This window comes from Curtobacterium sp. AB7, assembly GCF_044909335.1.
Taxonomy (GTDB): domain Bacteria; phylum Actinomycetota; class Actinomycetes; order Actinomycetales; family Microbacteriaceae; genus Curtobacterium.
In genome coordinates this window covers 235,943-253,809 of record NZ_JBIYED010000003.1, presented here as the reverse complement: position 1 = coordinate 253,809, position 17,867 = coordinate 235,943, and the positions used below count along the sequence as shown (strand labels likewise).

The 17,867-nt window shown below is 70.7% G+C and carries 15 protein-coding genes; 14 read left to right on the top strand and 1 reads right to left on the bottom strand.

Going from position 1 to position 17,867, the window contains the following annotated elements; translation table 11 throughout:
- Positions 1-101 precede the first annotated feature (101 nt).
- On the top strand, positions 102-458 hold the full coding sequence (locus ABH929_RS09695) for an Rv2175c family DNA-binding protein (protein WP_111085815.1): 357 nt from the start codon (positions 102-104) through the stop codon (positions 456-458).
- 70 nt (positions 459-528) lie between these two features.
- On the opposite strand, the gene ABH929_RS09690 is transcribed toward ABH929_RS09695, so the two are convergent.
- A complete protein-coding gene (locus tag ABH929_RS09690) occupies positions 529-1,647 on the bottom strand; it encodes a polyprenyl synthetase family protein (RefSeq protein WP_111085795.1) in 1,119 nt (372 codons plus the stop codon).
- A gap of 110 nt (positions 1,648-1,757) precedes the next feature.
- On the opposite strand from ABH929_RS09690, the gene ABH929_RS09685 reads away from it, so the two are divergent.
- The 13 genes from ABH929_RS09685 to ABH929_RS09625 all read left to right on the top strand — a co-directional run bounded on the left by ABH929_RS09685 (position 1,758) and on the right by ABH929_RS09625 (position 17,849).
- The gene (locus ABH929_RS09685) at positions 1,758-2,153 is read left to right on the top strand and encodes a DUF3040 domain-containing protein (protein WP_205462166.1); all 396 of its coding nucleotides are present in this window, start codon (positions 1,758-1,760) and stop codon (positions 2,151-2,153) included.
- 814 nt (positions 2,154-2,967) lie between these two features.
- A complete protein-coding gene (gene mraZ, locus ABH929_RS09680) occupies positions 2,968-3,399 on the top strand; it encodes a division/cell wall cluster transcriptional repressor MraZ (protein ID WP_404561023.1) in 432 nt (143 codons plus the stop codon).
- Between the two features lie 106 nt (positions 3,400-3,505).
- Positions 3,506-4,471, top strand: coding sequence for a 16S rRNA (cytosine(1402)-N(4))-methyltransferase RsmH (gene rsmH / locus ABH929_RS09675; protein ID WP_404561022.1), 966 nt, complete (start codon positions 3,506-3,508; stop codon positions 4,469-4,471).
- 1 nt (position 4,472) lies between these two features.
- Complete coding sequence (locus tag ABH929_RS09670; protein WP_404561021.1) at positions 4,473-5,168, top strand: hypothetical protein; 696 nt, start codon at positions 4,473-4,475, stop codon at positions 5,166-5,168.
- A gap of 49 nt (positions 5,169-5,217) precedes the next feature.
- Positions 5,218-6,987 (top strand): peptidoglycan D,D-transpeptidase FtsI family protein, encoded by a 1,770-nt coding sequence (locus tag ABH929_RS09665; RefSeq protein WP_404561020.1) that lies wholly within the window; start codon positions 5,218-5,220, stop codon positions 6,985-6,987.
- 14 nt (positions 6,988-7,001) lie between these two features.
- A complete protein-coding gene (locus ABH929_RS09660) occupies positions 7,002-8,672 on the top strand; it encodes a Mur ligase family protein (protein WP_404561019.1) in 1,671 nt (556 codons plus the stop codon).
- Positions 8,669-10,174 carry a UDP-N-acetylmuramoyl-tripeptide--D-alanyl-D-alanine ligase gene (gene murF, locus ABH929_RS09655; RefSeq protein ID WP_404561018.1) on the top strand — a complete coding sequence of 502 codons (1,506 nt, stop codon included), beginning with the start codon at positions 8,669-8,671 and terminating at the stop codon, positions 10,172-10,174. The genes ABH929_RS09660 and murF overlap by 4 nt, the downstream gene beginning before the upstream one ends.
- The gene (gene mraY / locus ABH929_RS09650) at positions 10,171-11,274 is read left to right on the top strand and encodes a phospho-N-acetylmuramoyl-pentapeptide-transferase (RefSeq protein ID WP_205462168.1); all 1,104 of its coding nucleotides are present in this window, start codon (positions 10,171-10,173) and stop codon (positions 11,272-11,274) included. Before murF ends, mraY begins: the two co-directional genes overlap by 4 nt.
- A complete protein-coding gene (gene murD, locus ABH929_RS09645; protein ID WP_404561016.1) occupies positions 11,264-12,790 on the top strand; it encodes a UDP-N-acetylmuramoyl-L-alanine--D-glutamate ligase in 1,527 nt (508 codons plus the stop codon). The genes mraY and murD overlap by 11 nt, the downstream gene beginning before the upstream one ends.
- Positions 12,759-14,018, top strand: coding sequence for a putative lipid II flippase FtsW (gene ftsW / locus ABH929_RS09640; protein ID WP_404561015.1), 1,260 nt, complete (start codon positions 12,759-12,761; stop codon positions 14,016-14,018). The genes murD and ftsW overlap by 32 nt, the downstream gene beginning before the upstream one ends.
- Positions 14,015-15,154: an undecaprenyldiphospho-muramoylpentapeptide beta-N-acetylglucosaminyltransferase gene (gene murG, locus ABH929_RS09635; protein ID WP_404561014.1), complete on the top strand. Its 1,140-nt coding sequence runs from the start codon at positions 14,015-14,017 to the stop codon at positions 15,152-15,154. Before ftsW ends, murG begins: the two co-directional genes overlap by 4 nt.
- Positions 15,151-16,554: a UDP-N-acetylmuramate--L-alanine ligase gene (gene murC, locus ABH929_RS09630; RefSeq protein ID WP_404561012.1), complete on the top strand. Its 1,404-nt coding sequence runs from the start codon at positions 15,151-15,153 to the stop codon at positions 16,552-16,554. Before murG ends, murC begins: the two co-directional genes overlap by 4 nt.
- Positions 16,551-17,849 carry an FtsQ-type POTRA domain-containing protein gene (locus ABH929_RS09625; protein WP_404561011.1) on the top strand — a complete coding sequence of 433 codons (1,299 nt, stop codon included), beginning with the start codon at positions 16,551-16,553 and terminating at the stop codon, positions 17,847-17,849. Before murC ends, ABH929_RS09625 begins: the two co-directional genes overlap by 4 nt.
- Positions 17,850-17,867: the final 18 nt, after the last annotated feature.

Genomic DNA, 17,867 nt, shown 5'->3' with positions numbered 1-17,867 from the left:
GTGTGATTCCCAAGTCAACCAGAGAGCCGGATATGGTGTGTGTGACGAATGTGACGAACGTTGCGTACTCACTCGGCGCCCCGCTCTGGCACCATGGGCGTGTGAGTGCTGCACCCGTCGACGACCTCTCCCTCTCCGAGCGCTGGCTGACCGTCCCCGAACTGGTGGACCTGTTCAGCACCAGCCCCGGTCGGATCCACCGCCTGTTCGAGGAGAAGACCCTGCTGGCGGCCCGCGTCGGTGGCGTCCTGCGCGTGCCGAGCGAGTTCCTCGAGGACCGCGAGCCCATGCCCGAGCTGCGCGGCACCCTGACGGTGCTCAGCGACAACGGCTTCACCGACGACGAGGCGGTCCGCTGGATGCTCACGGTCGACGACTCGATGGGCGTCTCGCCCATCGCGGCGCTGCGCGCCGGTCGCAAGGCCGAGGTGCGTCGCGTGGCCCAGTCGCTGCTCTAGACGCGTTCCGGATGGACGGGAGGCCCGTGGCGGTGTCGCCACGGGCCTCCCGTTTGTCCTGGTGTCGCGTCTAGGACGACCGGCGGCTGACCGTGTCGGCCAGCGACGCGAGCTGCTCCCGTGCCGACGGTGTGAGCGGCGACGCGTCGAGCGCCGCCTTCGCACGCTGCACGTGCCGGTCGATGGAACGCTCGACCGCGGCGACCGCACCCGACTCGGTGAGCGTGGCGCGGAGCATCTGCACCTGCTCCTCGTCGAGGTCGGGGTCGCCGAGGAGTTCGTCGAGCAGCTGGCGCGGGCCGCTGGCCAGCGCCTTGCGGGCCGAGGCGATGAGCACGGTCCGCTTGCCTTCCCGCAGGTCGTCGCCGGCGGGCTTGCCGGTGACCTCGGGGTCGCCGAAGACGCCGAGCATGTCGTCGCGCAGCTGGTAGGCGACGCCGAGGGGGAGCCCGAAGGCGCGGAGGCCCTCGAGCTGGGAGTCGCTCGCGCCGGCCACCAGCGCGCCGATGACGAGCGGTGCCTCGATCGAGTACTTCGCCGACTTGAAGACGATGACACGCTGGGCGCGGAGCAGGTGCTCGGACTCGTCGATGACGGGCCAGGCCGTTTCCTCGTGCACGTCGAGGTACTGGCCCGCGGTGACGTCGAGGCGCATCGCGTGGAACTCCTGGCGCACGATACGAGCGCGAACCGGGTCGAGGAGCGCGAGGCCCTCGTCGAACACCGAGTCGCTGAGGGACAGCAGCAGGTCACCGAGCAGCAGCGCCGAGTTCGTGCCGTACTGCCCGCGGTCGCCGACGAAGCCGGACTCCTGGTGGAGGGACTCGAACCGGCGGTGCGCTGCGGGACGCCCGCGGCGGGTGTCCGAGCGGTCCATGATGTCGTCGTGCACCAGGGCCGCTGCGTGGAAGACCTCGAGCGCTGCGGCGACCGTGACGATCGCCTCGGCCGTGGTCTGGCGGGAGCCCTCCGCCAGCGGGTCGAACGAGCCCGAGCGGCCCGCGACCGACTGCCATCCCCAGTAGCAGAACAGCGCCCGGAAGCGCTTGCCGCCGGACAGCAGGTCTCGGGCGTACAGGTCGAACGGGGCGAGATCGGGGCTGATCGCGAGGAGCCGTTCACGCTGCTCGTCGAGGGCCCGGTCGATACGCGCCGATACGAGGTCCACTAATCGCGTACTCTCAGCCACAGTCCCTACCCTAGTGGAGCGGTTGGGACATAGAATCGGTGCTCTCAACCGAGCGTTGTTCAAGCCCGGTTTTCAACCTCGCGTCGATCCCAGGAACAGAGGGAACCAAGATGCCGCTCTCGGAACAGGAGCAGCGCCTTCTCGAAGAGATGGAGCGCAGCCTCTACCAGAACGATTCCGATTTCGTGGCGCGTGTCACACGTCGACAGGGTCGTCCGACGTACACAGCCATCACGCTCGGAGTGCTCGGTGCACTCGCCGGCGTCGCGATCGTGATCGTCGGTCTCGTGATCAAGGCCCCGCTGCTCGGCATCCTCGGCTTCGTCGTGATGCTCGCCGGTGTCCTCTTCGCGTTGCGCCCGGGCATGCGTGCCCCGAAGGCGAAGCCTGCCCGGCCGGGGGCGTCCGCGTCCGGTGGCTCAGCCCGTCCCGTCAACGGTGGCGGCGGCTCCTTCATGGACCGCATGAACGACCGCTGGGACAAGCGGAACGACCAGGGGCAGTAGCAGCCCTCCACACTCCTCCCTCGTGACGGGGCCGGCCTTCGGGTCGGCCCCGTTTCGCGTTCCCGGGCGCTGCGGTCGCGGACACGTGTGCGCGAGTGGTCACGACATGGCGCGCGGTGGTTGCGGGCGCGTGCGCGCGAGTGGTCACGACATGCCGCGCGGTGGTTGCGGGCGCGTGTGTGCGAGTGGTCACGACATGCCGCGCGGTGGTTGCCCGGGGGTCACGAACTGTCGGTTGGGGTCCGCGCGAGCGACGGTTCGTGACCACTCGGCGGCGGGGCGGCAGCACGTCGTGACCACAGGCTGGCCGGGGGCCGGGAGGGGTGGAGCCGAACCGTGCACCCGCCGGAGCAACGTGGCGGAGGTGGGGTGGGCCTCCAGACCGGGGGTGGACCGTCGCCGCGTGTCCGCGTGGGGGTCACGACATGCCGCGCGGTGGTTGCCCGGGGGTCACGAACTGTCGGCTGGGGTCCGCGTGAGCGACGGTTCGTGACCACTCGGCGGCGGGGCGGCAGCACGTCTTGACCACACGCTGACCGGGGGCCGGGAGTGGTGGGGCGGACCACGAACCCGCGGCGCGCCACGGGACGTCCCACTGGCTGCGAAATTCCTCCACTTTCCTCCACGCCCGCCACTCCCGTCCAGATCCCCGGCGCGACGGGCATCCACCACGGCCGTCCGGAGCCGAGCGCTGCCGAAACGGCCCCAGAAGGGGTGTCACGGGTCGAAAAGGGAGCGGAATCCTGCGCAGGGGGAGGGGAGTGGAGTAAAGTGGGGCTTGCAACGGTCCGGTGGAGCGGAGGGGAGGCCCGACGTGCTGCTCGGTACTCATGCCCCGAAGCTCGACGAGAAGGGTCGCGTGATCCTCCCCGCCAAGTTCCGGGACGAACTGTCCGGGGGACTCGTGATGACCCGCGGCCAGGAACGCTGCGTCGTGGTCTTCAGCGCCCGGACGTTCGAGGACCTCCACGAACGCATCCGGACCGCACCGATGACGTCGAAGCGCACCAGGGACTACATGCGCCTGTTCCTCTCGGGGGCCAGCGCTGAACAGCCCGACAAGCAGAACCGCGTGACGATCCCGCAGAACCTCCGTGAGTACGCGGGGCTCGAACGGGACCTGACGGTCATCGGCAGCGGTGACCGTGCCGAGATCTGGTCGACCACCGCGTGGGAGGCCTACTACGCCGAAGCCGAAGAGGCGTTCGCCGACAACGACGAGGAGGTGATCCCGGGGATCTTCTGATCCGTGGATCGGGACTCCCAGCCGTGAAGCCCTGACATCACTTCCCCGATGTCAGGTCGCATGGATGGGGATCCGGACCCGCGGCCCGGAAGACGAGGGGCTGCACATGGCCGACAACGACAACGGGACACCACGCTTCCCGCACACGCCGGTGATGCTCGAGCGCATCGTCGACCTGTTCACGCCGACGCTCGACGGACCGGGCAAGGTCGTCGTCGACGCCACGCTCGGCATGGGCGGACACTCCGAGGGGCTGCTCGAGCGGTTCCCGGACCTGACCCTGATCGGTCTCGACCGTGACACCGACGCCCTCGGCATCGCGGGGGAGCGCCTGGCCCGCTTCGGCGACCGCGTCCGCCTGGTGCACACCGTGTACGACGGCATCGTCGATGCGATCGAGGGCGAGGGCTTCCGTCAGGTCGACGGCGTGCTGTTCGACCTCGGGGTCAGCTCGCTGCAACTCGACCGGGCCGAACGCGGCTTCGCGTACAGCCAGGACGCCCCGCTCGACATGCGCATGGACCGGACCGAGGGGCAGACCGCCGCCGACGTCCTCGCCTCCTACGACGAGGGCGAACTGCGCCGCATCTTCCAGCGCTACGGCGAGGAGAAGCTCGCCGGCCGCTACGCCCGGGCCATCGTCGACCGCCGCGCGAGCGTGCCGTTCGAGATGTCGGGCGACCTGGTGCAGGTGCTCCACGACGCGACCCCGGTCGCGATCCAGCGCCAGGGTCACCCCGCGAAGCGCGTGTTCCAGGCGCTGCGGATCGAGGTCAACGCCGAACTCAGCGTCCTCGAACGCGCGATCCCGGCGGCGCTCGACGCCATCGCGGTCGGCGGTCGGATCGTCGTCGAGTCGTACCAGTCGCTCGAGGACCGCATCGTCAAGCGGGCACTGGTGGAGCGCACGAAGTCGAGCGCCCCCGCCGGGCTACCGGTCGAGCTCCCCGAGCACGCCCCCACCTTCTCCCTGATCGTCAAGGGCGCCGAGCTGGCCGACGAGGCCGAGCGCGCCGCCAACCCCCGAGCAACACCCGTGCGCCTGCGCGCGGCCGAGCGGATCCGGAAGTGACATGAGCACGAACCTCGCACTCGTCGACCCCGCCGTCGTCCCGTCCCGCGCCCCGCGCCCGGACCGCCAGAGTCGACCGGAGCTCGTCGAGGTCACGCCGACCGCGGCGCAGCGCCGCGCACGCCCCCGCATCGGCTACGCCGTCACCGCGGTCGTCGCCCTCGGCGTCCTGCTGCTCGCCCAGCTCGGCATCAGCATGGTGCTCAGCCAGGGGGCCTACACGCTGAGCGCGCTCGGCACGGAGCAGACGAACCTGTCCCGTACGCAGCAGTCGCTCTCCGAGGAACTCCGGGTGCTCGACTCGCCGCAGAACCTGGCCCGCAACGCGCAGTCCCTCGGGATGATCGCGAACTCCACGCCGGTCTACCTCGACCCCAAGACGGGCCGGGTCTACGGCACGCCGACCCCGGCGGTCGCCGACCAGGCCACGGCGAGCACGGAGAACCAGGTGCCGAACTCCCTGCTGAACGACGTCCCGCTCGCTGCGAAGCAGGGCGACACGTCGACGAGCAAGGAGACGGGCCCGACGACCGGCACCGCCACCACCGGCACTGCCACCACCGACAGCACCGGCACCGACAGCACCGGCGCCGCCGCGTCTGAGAAGACGAGCGGCGCCAGCGCGTCGGACGGGGGTTCCTCGAAGTCCTCCGTAGAGTCCGACGCGAACCAGCTCCAGGCGCCCTCCACCCGGTGACCTGCGGGTCTGAACCACCCTCAGCACCATCCGGGAAGGACCGCACCGCGTGACGAAGACGATCCGCAACCGCCGACTGCGCTACAGCATCGTGATGATCGCCGTGATCGCCCTGGTGGGTGTCTTCGTGGTCCGCCTCGTCGACATCCAGGTCGTGCAGGCCTCGGCCCTCAACGAGCAGTCGACGCAGAAGCGCAGCATCCCGGTGACGATCTACGGCACCCGCGGGTCGATCGTCGACCGCAACGGCACGGAACTCGCCGACAGCGTCACCCGGTACAACATCACCACCGCCCCGCGCCTGGTCAAGGCCTTCAAGGGGAAGCTCGGCGGGACCCGGGTCAAGGACATCAGCGTGTCGACGGCGCTCACCGCCCTGGCGAAGGCCTCGGGCGGCGACGTCGCGACCATGCGGAAGAACATCGCCGCGAACCCGAAGTCGGACTTCGCCTACTTGGTCAAGGGCCTCGACGTGAAGCACTACGAGGCCGTCACCGACCTCGGCATCCCCTGGATCTACAAGGAGCAGCAGGCGTCGCGGGTCTACCCGACGGGTGCGACCACGGGCAACGTCACCGGCTTCATGGGCACGGACGGTGCACAGGCCGGCCTGGAGTACGCCTACAACAAGTGCCTCGCCGGCACGAACGGCTCGGAGACGTACGAGCGCGGTGAGGACGGCGTCCAGCTGCCCGGCAGCACCGTGACGAAGAAGCAGGCCAAGGACGGCGGCACGCTCGTCACCACGATCGACAGCGACCTGCAGTACATGGCGTTGCAGACCATCGCGTCCGCCGCGAAGTCCCTGCAGGCCGAGTCCGCGACGGCCACGGTCACCAGCGTGAAGACGGGTGAGCTGCTCGCGGTCGCCGACTACCCGACCGTGGACCCCAACGACGTGGACGCCACCACCGACAAGGGTGCGTTCGGCTCCCGGGCCCTCACGGCGAGCTACGAGCCCGGTTCGACGATCAAGGCCGCCATCGCCGCGGCCCTGATCGACCAGGGCAAGTCGAGTCCCACCGACCAGGCGGTCGTGCCGTACTCGCGCACGTTCCCCTGGGGTGGCACGATCCACGACTCGGAGTTCCACGAGACCGAGAACCTGACGCTGACCGGCATCCTGCAGAACTCGTCGAACGTCGGCATCACCGAGCTCGGGGCCCGGCTGACGGCCCAGCAACGGTACGACTACATGCAGAAGTTCGGACTGTTCGAGCCGGAGTCGGCGATCGACTACCCGGGTCAGCCGTCGATGGACTACGGCTCGAGCCCGAACTGGGACCAGCAGACGAACATCAACTCGATGTTCGGCCAGGGCATCTCGACGACCGCGGTCCAGGTCGCCAGCGTGTTCCAGGCCATCGCGAACGACGGTGTCCGGATCCCGCTGCACTTCGTCAAGGGGTGCACCACCTCGGACGGCACGACCATCGACGCGCCCGACGTGCAGAAGCAGCGCGTCGTGTCCGCCGCCGCCGCGACCCAGGTCACCGACATGCTCCAGAGCGTGGTCACGGGCGGCACGCTCGTGGGCATGAAGCCGATCTCGGGCTACAACATCGCCGCGAAGACCGGTACCGCCGAGGTGGCCGAGGGCTCGAAGGGCTACGGCGGTCAGCGCATCACCTCGGTGGCCGGAATGGCACCCGCCGAAGACCCCCAGTATGTTGTCACGGTGACGTTCACGAAGCCGCAGACCAACAAGTGGTCGAGCGGAGCGGCTCCGGCGTTCCGCACACTCATGTCCCAGGTGCTCGAGAAGTACCGAGTAGCCCCCTCCGCGTCCGAGGCGAAGCTCTACCCGTCCACGTGGTGAGGAAGAAGGAACACTTGTCCGCACGGATCCCCCCGGTCCTCCGGCCCGAACACCCGACCCCGAGGGCGGTCGCCGAACTCGCGAACGCGTTCGGCCTCCGCGTCGTCGGCTCCGTCGACGCCGTCGAGACGACCGGTGTCACGCTGAGCGCCGCCGAGGTGCAGCCGGGTGACGTCTTCGTCGGCGTGCACGGTGCGAACCGTCACGGCGCGGAGTTCTCCACCGAGGCCGCCGAGCGCGGTGCCGTCGCCGTCCTGACCGACGACGCGGGCGTGGAGAGCGCACGAGCGGCCGGCCTGCCGGTCCTCGTCGTGGACGACCCCCGTGCTGCCCTGGGCGACGTGTCCGGCTGGGTGTACCGCACCCACCCGGACGAGGCCACCGACCTGCCGCAGCTGTTCGCCGTCACCGGCACGAACGGCAAGACGAGCACGTCGTACATCCTCGAGGGGATCCTCAAGCAGCTCGGCCTGGTCACCGGCCTGAGCTCGACCGCCGAGCGCCACATCGGCACGCTCAGCGTGACGAGCCGCCTCACCACGCCCGAGGCCAGCGAGATGCACGCGCTCCTCGCCCGGATGCGCGAGAGCGAGGTGCGCGCGGTCGCCGTCGAGGTGAGCGCGCAGGCCCTCAGCCGCCACCGGGTCGACGGCATCGTCTTCGACGTCGCGGCCTTCACGAACCTGTCGCACGACCACCTCGACGACTACGCCGACATGGAGGAGTACTACCAGGCGAAGCTCCCGCTGTTCCAGCCCGAGCACGCCCGTCGCGGGGTCGTCTCGCTGGACACCGACTGGGGCCACCGTGTGGTGCAGGACTCCCGCATCCCGGTCACGACGATCACGGTGCACCCGGACGTCGAGGCCGAGTGGCACGTCGACATCGTCGAGGCGCACGCCGCCTACACCGAGTTCCGCCTGACCGGTCCCGAGGGCCGCGAACTCACCACCCGTGTGCCCCTGATCGGCTGGCACATGGCGGCGAACGCCGCACTGGCGATCGTGATGCTCGTCGAGGGCGGTTTCGAGCTCGGTGCCATCGCGCACGCGCTCGACAACAACCACCGCCGCTACCCGGACGAAGACGGCCGCGACGAGCACGATGCCCGAAGCGACCGCGACCGCGACGGCGACGTGCGCCGCGTGTCCGCCATCGAGTGCTACCTGCCCGGCCGCACCGAGCGCGTCTCGGGCGAGCACGGCCCGAGCGTCTACGTCGACTTCGGCCACAGCGCCGATGCCTTCGAGAACACCCTCGCGGCCGTCCGCCAGTTCACGTCCGGCAAGGTCCTCATGCTGTTCGGCGCCGACGGCGACCGCGACACCACGAAGCGCGGCGACATGGCCCGCGTCGCAGCGGCCGGCAGCGACATCCTCGTCGTCACCGACCACCACCCCCGCTTCGAGGACGCCGCGTCGATCCGGAAGACCCTGGTCGACGCCGCGCGCGAGGCGTTCCCGGACCACGAGCTGCACGAGGTGAGCCCGCCCGAGGCCGCCATCCGCCTGGCCGTCGGCCTGCTCGGCGAGGGCGACTCGATCCTCTGGGCCGGCCCCGGCCACCAGGACTACCGCGACATCGCCGGTGTCCGCACCCCCTACTCGGCACGCGACGAGGCCCGTCAGGCCCTGCGCGAAGCCGGTTGGGAGCCGAACTCCGGACCGGCCGAGGACCTCCGATGATCGCGCTCACCCTCGCCGAGATCGCCACCGCGGTCGGCGGCGAGCTGATCGGTGGTGCCCAGGCGACCGACGTCGCCGAGCCCGGCGACCTGGTGGTGGAGGGCTCGGTCGAGACCGACTCGCGCCTGGTCCGCCCCGGCAGCGTCTTCTTCGCCCTGCCCGGCGAGGTCACGGACGGGCGCCGCTTCGTGCCCGCCGCGACCGAGGCCGGTGCCGCGCTGGTCATCACGCCCGAGCGCGTCGAGACCACCGCGCCGCAGATCGTCGTCGCGGACGGCTACGCCGCCCTCGCCGCGCTCGCGCACGAGGTCGTCACCCGGGTCCGGATGGCGTCCGCCGACCGCGTCGACGCCGAGGGGCGTCCGGCACCGCTGAAGGTCGTCGGCATCACCGGCTCGAACGGCAAGACGAGCACGAAGAACATGCTCCGGACGATCCTCGAGCAGCACGGCGAGACCGTCGCGCCCCGGGGGTCCTTCAACAACCACGTCGGGGCACCGATCTCGATGCTCCGGGTCACGTACGACACCCGGTTCCTGGTCGTCGAGATGGGAGCGAGCGGCGTCGGCCACATCGCTGCGCTCGTCCGCATCGCCGAGCCGGACGTCGGTGTCGTGCTCAAGGTGGGCCTGGCGCACGCCGGCGAGTTCGGTGGCATCGAGGCGACGCAGCGCGCGAAGTCCGAGATGGTCACCGACCTGCCCGCCTCCGCGACCGCGCTGCTCAACCTCGACGACGACCGGGTCGCGTCGATGCGCGACCTGACGGCCGCCCAGGTGGTCGGCTTCGGCACGTCGGCGGATGCCGACTACCGCATCACCGGCATCGAGACGGACCGCAGCGGCACCCGCTTCACCCTCACCGCGCCTCCCGTGCCCGCAGGCGACCCGTCTGCAGACGGAGGCCGACGGGGAGGCCCGGATCACGTGGACGTGCGTCTCGCGATCCTGGGGGAGCACCACGCGATGAACGCGGCCGCCGCCCTGACGGTCGCCCACCGCTGGGGCGTCCCGCTCGCCGACGGCGCCGCGGCGCTCGCGTCGATGACGCGCGCCGAGCGCTGGCGCATGGAGCTGCTGCAGGGCGGCCCCGAGGGCGTCACCGTCATCAACGACGCCTACAACGCGTCGCCCGACTCGACCGCAGCGGCGCTGCGGACCCTGGCGCAGATCGTGCGCCCGGGGGAGCGGACCGTCGCCGTGCTCGGCGAGATGGCCGAGCTCGGCGAGTTCTCGACCGAGGAGCACGACCGCATCGGTCGGCTCGTCGTCCGTCTCGGCATCGGACAGCTCGTGGTCGTCGGCCGCGGCGCGATGCCCATCCACCAGGCCGCCACCCTCGAGGGATCGTGGGACGGCGAGTCGGTGTTCATCGAGGACGTCGACGACGCCGTCCGGTCACTCCAGGACATGCTCCGCCCCGGCGACGTGGTCCTGGTCAAGTCCTCGAAGTCGGCCGAACTGCGATTCCTCGGCGACCGCCTCGGAGGTGTCACCGAATGATCGCGCTCCTCATCGCCGGCGCTGTGTCGCTGGTGTTCACGTTGCTGCTCACCCCGTTCTTCATCAAGCTGTTCCACCGTCTCGGGTGGGGGCAGTTCATCCGTGACGACGGTCCGCAGTCGCACCACACCAAGCGCGGCACCGCGACGATGGGCGGCATCGTCCTCATCATCGGTGCCGTGATCGGGTACTTCGTCGGCCATCTGGTCGGACGTGACTCGATCACCCTGTCCGGCCTGCTCGTGCTGTTCCTCATGGTGGGGCTGGGCTTCGTCGGGTTCATCGACGACTTCCTCAAGGTCCGGCGCCAGCGGAGCCTCGGGCTCGGCGGGTGGGCCAAGGTCCTCGGCCAGGTCATCGTCGGCGTCATCTTCGCCACGGTCGCCCTGGTGGTGCCGACGTCGAACGGCAAGCCCCCGGCGTCGACCATGATCTCGGCGATCCGTGACATCCCGTGGCTCGACTTCATGGCGCTCGGCACGGTCATCGGCACCGTGCTGTTCCTGGCCTGGATCGTGCTGCTCACGGTGTCGACGTCGAACGGCGTCAACGTCGCGGACGGCCTCGACGGTCTCGCGACCGGCTCCAGCATCCTGGCGATCGGCTCGTACGTCATCATCGGCTTCTGGCAGTCCAACCAGATCTGCGGCGGCGCCCGGCTCGACTCGAACACCGCACACGCCTGCTACACCGTGAGCAACCCGCTCGACCTGGCGGTCGTCGCGGCCGCGGTCTGCGGTGGGCTCATCGGCTTCCTCTGGTACAACACGTCGCCGGCGCAGATCTTCCTCGGCGACACCGGTTCGCTCGGCCTCGGTGGGGCGCTGGCGGGTCTCGCGATCCTCAGCCGCACCGAGCTCCTGCTCATCCTGATCGGTGGCCTGTTCTTCATCGTCACCGGCTCGGTGATCCTGCAGCGGGCGTACTTCAAGATCACCCACGGCAAGCGGATCTTCCGGATGAGTCCGCTGCACCACCACTTCGAGCTGAAGGGGTGGGCCGAGGTGACGGTGGTCGTCCGGTTCTGGATCATCGCGGGGCTCTTCGTCGCCGCGGGGGTCGGCCTCTTCTACCTCGAATGGATCGCCCGTGTCGGCTGACCGTCTCGTCTCGCTCGACAGCTGGTACTCCGAGGGGTGGAAGGGCCTGAACGTCGCCGTCCTCGGGCTCGGCGCGACCGGGTTCTCGGTCGCCGACACCCTGGTCGAGCTCGGCAGTGCGGTGACGGTGTACTCGACCGACGCACCGTCGGACAGCGTCGAGCTGCTCGACGTCATCGGCGCGCGCTTCGTGCAGACGCCGCTCGACACCGTGCCGGCCGCGCTGCAGGAGCAGGCACCGGACGTCGTCATCGTGTCGCCCGGCCTGCCGCCGCACAACGCGACCGTCCAGTGGTCCGTCTCGAACAGCACCGTCTGGGGTGACATCGAGCTCGCCTGGCGCGTGCGCGACAAGGTCGTGCGCGGTCCGGTCGCGGCGCCGTGGATCACGATCACCGGCACGAACGGCAAGACCACCACGACGCAGCTCACGACCGCGATGTACGAGGCCGGCGGCCTGCGTGCCGTGGCCTGCGGCAACATCGGCGTACCGGTGCTCGACGTCGTCCGCGACCCGGACGGCTACGACGTGCTCGTCGTCGAGCTCTCCAGCCACCAGCTGCACTACATGGCGACCGCGGGCGACGGCGCGGTCGTGCCGCTCGCGAGCGCCTGCCTGAACATCGCCGACGACCACCTCGAGTGGCACGGCTCCGCCGCGGCGTACCGCGCCGCGAAGGCCAAGGTCTACGAGCGCACCGTGATGGCGTGCGTCTACAACACGGCCGACGACGTCACGCGCGACATGGTGCAGGACGCCGACGTCGTCGAGGGCTGCCGTGCCGTCGGCTTCACGCCGGGAGTGCCCGCGCCCGGGGACGTCGGCATCGTCGAGGACGTCCTGTGCGACCGCGCCTTCACCGAGGACCGTCGGAACAGCGCGCTCGAACTGTCGACCGTCGCCGACCTCGAGGTCGCCGGGCTCGCCAGCCCGCACATGACCATGAACGTCCTGGCCGCCGCCGCCCTCGCCCGTGCCGGCACCGTCCAGCCGAGTGCGATCCGCTCCGCCGTCCGGGCCTTCCGCGCCGACCACCACCGCACGGAGCTCGTGGCCGAGTCGGCTGGCGTCGCGTGGGTCGACGACTCGAAGGCCACGAACCCGCACGCCGCCACCGCCTCGCTCGCCTCGTTCGACACCGTGGTGTGGATCGTCGGCGGCCTGTTCAAGGGCGTCGACGTCGACGGGCTCGTCGCCCGGTTCGGCCCCGAGGTCCGTGCCGTCGTCGTGATCGGCTCCGACCGGACCCCCGTCCTGGAGGCATTCGCGCGACACGCGTCCGGGGTGCCGGTGCTCCAGGTGGAGACGACGGACACTGATCAGGTCATGCCCGAGGCGGTCCGGCATGCCGCATCGGTCGCGAGGCCGGGCGACACGGTCCTCCTCGCCCCGGCGGCTGCGTCGTTCGACCAGTTCGGCTCCTACGCCGACCGGGGGCGTCGTTTCGCGGCGGCGGTCCACGAGTACCTGGGAGGCAACGCCGATGGCGACGACGGATCTTCCGAACAGTCGTAGCACGCCGGCGACGGGCAGCCCGCGTCGCACGAACGGTGCACTCGTCGCCGTCAAGAACGTCTTCGTCGCCGAGTCGAGCACCTTCTACACGATCCTCGGCGTCACGCTCTTCCTGGTCGTCTTCGGCGTCGTGATGGTCCTGTCGTCGTCGAGTGTCGAGCAGTACGCCGCGACGCACGACTTCTTCGGTGCAGCGTCCCGCCAGGGGCTGTACGCCGTCCTCGGCGTCCCGCTCATGCTCATCGCGAGTCGTGTGCCGACGCGCCTGTGGCGGAAGTGGGCGATGCGACTGCTCGGCGCTGCGCTCGTCCTGCAGCTGCTCGTGTACACCCCGCTCGGCATCGACGTCCAGGGCAACCGGAACTGGATCGGCATCGGCTCGTTCACCGCGCAGCCGTCCGAGGTGGTCAAGCTCGGCCTGGTGCTCGGCATCGGCGCGATCATGTACGTCAAGCGCGACAAGCTCGACGACTGGAAAGAGGTGTTCATCCCGATCGGGATCGCTTCGCTCCTGTCGCTCGGCCTCGTGATCCTCGGAGGAGACCAGGGCACCGCGATGATCATGCTCATCCTGGTCCTCGGTGCGCTCTACGTCGGCGGGGCCCGCGCCCGGCACCTGCTCGTCGGCCTGGCGGCGATGGCGGTCATGCTGCCGTTCGTCACGATGGCGTCGTCGTCCCGTCAAGTGCGCATCAGCGCGTGGCTGTCCGGCTGCACCGACTCGAACCAGTACGCCGACCTGTGCTGGCAGCCCGTGCACGGCATGTGGGCGCTGGCGTCCGGTGGTGTGTTCGGCGTCGGACTCGGCAACTCCAAGGCGAAGTGGTCGTGGCTGCCCGAGGCGGACAACGACTACATCTTCGCGATCATCGGCGAGGAGCTCGGCCTGATCGGCGCCGTCGTCGTGCTCGCACTGTTCGTCGTGCTCGCCGTCGGCATGATCAAGATCATCCGGCAGTCCCGCGACCCGTTCGTGAAGACCGTCACGGGTGGCATCCTCGCGTGGATCATCGGCCAGGCGCTCGTGAACATCGCCGTGGTGCTCGGCCTGCTGCCGGTCCTCGGCGTCCCACTCCCGCTGATCTCGGCCGGCGGGTCCGCGCTCATCATGACCCTGGTGGCGATCGGCGTCGTGCTGTCGTTCGCCCGCGACCTGCCCGGCAAGAACGACCCGCGCACCACGAACGCGCCCCTCGACAGCACCACCACGAACGGACGACTCCGGTGAGCAAGTACCTCTTCGCCGGCGGGGGCACCGCCGGACACGTCAACCCCCTGCTCGCGGTCGCCGACCGGCTGACCGAGCGCGAGCCGGACGCCGAGGTGCTCGTCCTGGGCACCGCCGAGGGCCTCGAGTCCCGCCTGGTGCCGATGCGCGGCTACGAGCTCCTGACGATCCCGCGCCTGCCGTTCCCCCGGAAGCTGAACGGCGCAGCCCTCCGCTTCCCGCAGCGCTTCGCCGCAGCCGTCAAGCGCACCGAGCAGATCATCCGTGAGCACGGGGTCGAGGTCGTCCTCGGCGTCGGCGGTTACGCGGCGGCACCGGCGTACATCGCGGCCCGGCGCACCGGCACCCCGATCGTCGTGCACGAGCAGAACGCGAAGCCGGGGCTGGCGAACCGCCTCGCCGCGTTCCTCACCGAGCACGTCGGCCTGACCTTCTCGAACACCCGACTGCGGCACGGCCGGGTCGTCGGCATGCCGCTCCGGCGCGAGATCGAGTCGCTCGACCGCCGTGCCAGCCGCGCCGAGGCCCTCGCCGAGTTCGGGCTCGACCCCGCTCGCCCCGTGCTCCTCGTCACGGGGGGATCCTCGGGCGCCCGCAGCATCAACCGCACGATCAACAAGTCCGCGGCGACCATCGTGGGCGCCGGTTGGCAGATCCTGCACGTCGTCGGAGCGGCGTCGGACATCGGCCCGAGCGACCTCGACGGCTACCACGTGCTCGCCTACTGCGACCGGATGGACCTGGCGTACGCGGCGAGCGACTTCGTGGTGTCGCGTTCCGGCGCCGGCATGGTCTGCGAGCTCACCGCGGTCGGGCTGCCGAGCGTGCTCGTGCCGTACCCTGTCGGCAACGGCGAGCAGCGGCACAACGCCAAGGACGTCGTCGACGCCGGGGGAGCTGTGCTCGTGGCGGACGGGGAATTCGACCCCGACTGGGTGACGTTCCAGCTCCTGACCATCCTGCAGGACCGGGCCCGCATCGCGGACATGACGGTCCGGGCAGGGAGCGTCGGGCACCGCGACGGCGCGGACCGGATGACCGACCTCGTCCTGGACGCCGCACGGGGAACCGCGCGAGGCGACGCACGAGGAACCGCACGAGGCAACGGCGCCGCCAGCACCACGGAGGAACCATGACCATCAAGCCGGACCTGACGCAGCCGATCCCGGACGACCTCGGCACCGTGCACTTCGTCGGCATCGGCGGCGCCGGCATGAGCGGCATCGCCCGCATGTTCCTCGCCGCCGGTCACCGCGTCACGGGCAGCGACTCCCGCGAGACCGAGACGACGGGCATCATGCGCGACCTCGGCGCCGCGGTGCACATCGGCCACGACGCCGCGAACATGGGCGATGCGGACACGATCGTCGTCACGAGTGCGCTCTGGCCGGACAACCCCGAACTGCTCGAGGCGCAGCGCCGCGGCCTGCCGGTGCTGCACCGGTCCCAGGCCCTCGCCGCCCTCATCGCCGAGCACCGCCTCGTCGCGGTCGCCGGCGCGCACGGCAAGACCACCTCGACCGGCATGATCGTCACCGCGATGGTCGAGCTCGGTCTCGACCCGAGCTTCGTCAACGGCGGCGTCATCCAGTCGCTCGGCACGAGCTCGGCGCCGGGCTCGAGCGACCTGTTCGTGGTCGAGGCCGACGAGTCCGACGGCTCGTTCCTGCTCTACGACGTCGCCGTGGCCCTCATCACGAACGTCGACGCCGACCACCTCGACCACTACGGCAGCGAAGCGGCCTTCACCGAGGCGTTCGTGGAGTTCGCCGCGAAGGCGAGCGAGCGCGTCGTGATCTCGAGCGACGACGCCGGCGCGAAGACCGTCACGGCGGGCATCCGCGCGCGTGCCGACGCACCCGAGGTCGTCACCTTCGGCGAGGCCGTCGACGCCGACGTGCGCATCGAGCGGATCATCGAGTCGGCGGGCGTCGAGGTGGACTTCCGCGCCAGGGGCGAGGCCCACCACCTGACCCTCCGCGTGCCGGGCCGGCACAACGCGATCAACGCCGTCGGCGCCTTCGCGGTCCTGACCGGCCTGGGCGTGAGCGCCGCCGACGCGATCCGGGGGCTCGAGGCCTTCGGCGGCACGCAGCGCCGCTTCGAGCTGCACGGTGTCGAGCGCGGGGTGTCGGTCTACGACGACTACGCGCACCACCCGACCGAGGTCGCGGCGGCGCTCAAGGCCGCCCGCAACGTCGTCGGCGACGGCCGCATCATCGCGATCCACCAGCCGCACCTGTACTCCCGCACCCGTCTGATGGCCGGTGACTTCGCGCGGGTCTACGAGGAGCTCGCCGACCACACCGTCGTCCTCGACGTCTACGGCGCGCGCGAGGACCCGGAGCCCGGCGTGACCGGCGCCCTGGTGCAGGAGCGCTTCGCCGACCAGTCCCGCGTGGAGTTCCTGCCGGACTGGGACGAGGCCGCCGCCCGAGCCGCCGCGGTCGCCCGCGACGGCGACATCATCATGACGCTCAGCTGCGGTGACGTGTACCGGATCATCCCGCAGGTGCTGGGAGCGTTGGGCCGGTGAGACGACCCGAGGGGTTCGACGAGGGGGACGCCCGCAGGGACGCCCCGGTCGAGGGCGCCGACGTGCCCCGGCAGCGTCGTGGCCCCTCGATGCCGCGGCTTGCGTTCCGCGGGCGCACGGCGGACGACCGGGAGGCCCGTCCCACGCCCGACGACGAGGCTCCGGTCGTCGAGACGGCCGAGCCCACCCCCGACCCGCCCGTGAGCACCGATGCGTCCGGGTCACCCCGCGACCGCGTCGGCGCCCTCGCCGGCGCCGCCGGGCGCCGCTTCGGCGCCGGACTGTCCACGGTGGCCGACCGCCTGCGCGAGTACACGCCGAACGAGGACCACCGTGACCCGCGCCCCGACGCGGGCAACGCGCCCCGAGGAGACGGGGCGCAACGACCGTCCGGGGGCGCGGCGGGCAGTGCACGCGACCACGACGCGACCGTGACCGACGTGCTCGAAGCAGGCAGTGCCTCCCGGCCGGTCCAGCATGACGACGCACCCATCGGTGCCGGCGTGCGCGCTGCCGAGACCGCGCGTGAGGCGCGCATCGCGAAGCGTCGCCGTCGCCTGCTCGAGCGGGCCGAGGTGCGGCGGTTCACCCGGCGCAGCCGCCACCGTCGCGCCGCCTGGATCACCGCGGCCGGCATCGTGCTCGTGCTCGGCGTCTCGATCCTGGTGGCCGTGTTCTCGCCGCTCATGGCGCTGCAGACGATCGAGGTCAAGGGCACCAACCGCGTCGACGAGACCGCCCTGCGGCAGGCCCTGTCCGACCAGATCGGCACCCCGCTCGCACGACTCGACTTCGACGAGATCAAGCAGGACATCGCGGGCTTCCCGCTCATCGAGAGCTACGTGACCGAAGAGGCGCCGCCGCACACCCTCGTGGTGACGGTGACCGAGCGCACGCCCGTCGTCGCCGTGCAGTCCGGCAGCTCGTTCGACCTCGTCGACCCGGCCGGCATCGTCGTCCAGTCGTCCCCGAAGCGTCCGGACACCATGCCGCTCGCCGACATCGCCCGTGCGCGCCTCGGGTCCTCGAGCTTCCGCACGATGACCGAGGTCGTGCTGGCGCTGCCGTCGACCGTGCGGTCGCAGGTCACGCGGGTCGCAGGGTCCACCGCCGACGACGTGACCCTGACGCTCAAGGACGGCTCGACCGTTGTGTGGGGGAGCCCCGACGACTCCGAGGCGAAGGCCGCGCTGCTCGCCGCCCTGGTGAAGGACCACGCGGCGCGGAACCCGGGCGTCGTGGTCGAGTACGACGTGTCGGCACCGGACAACGGCGTGATCCGCGCGAAGGACTGAATTGCCGACCTGATCGGC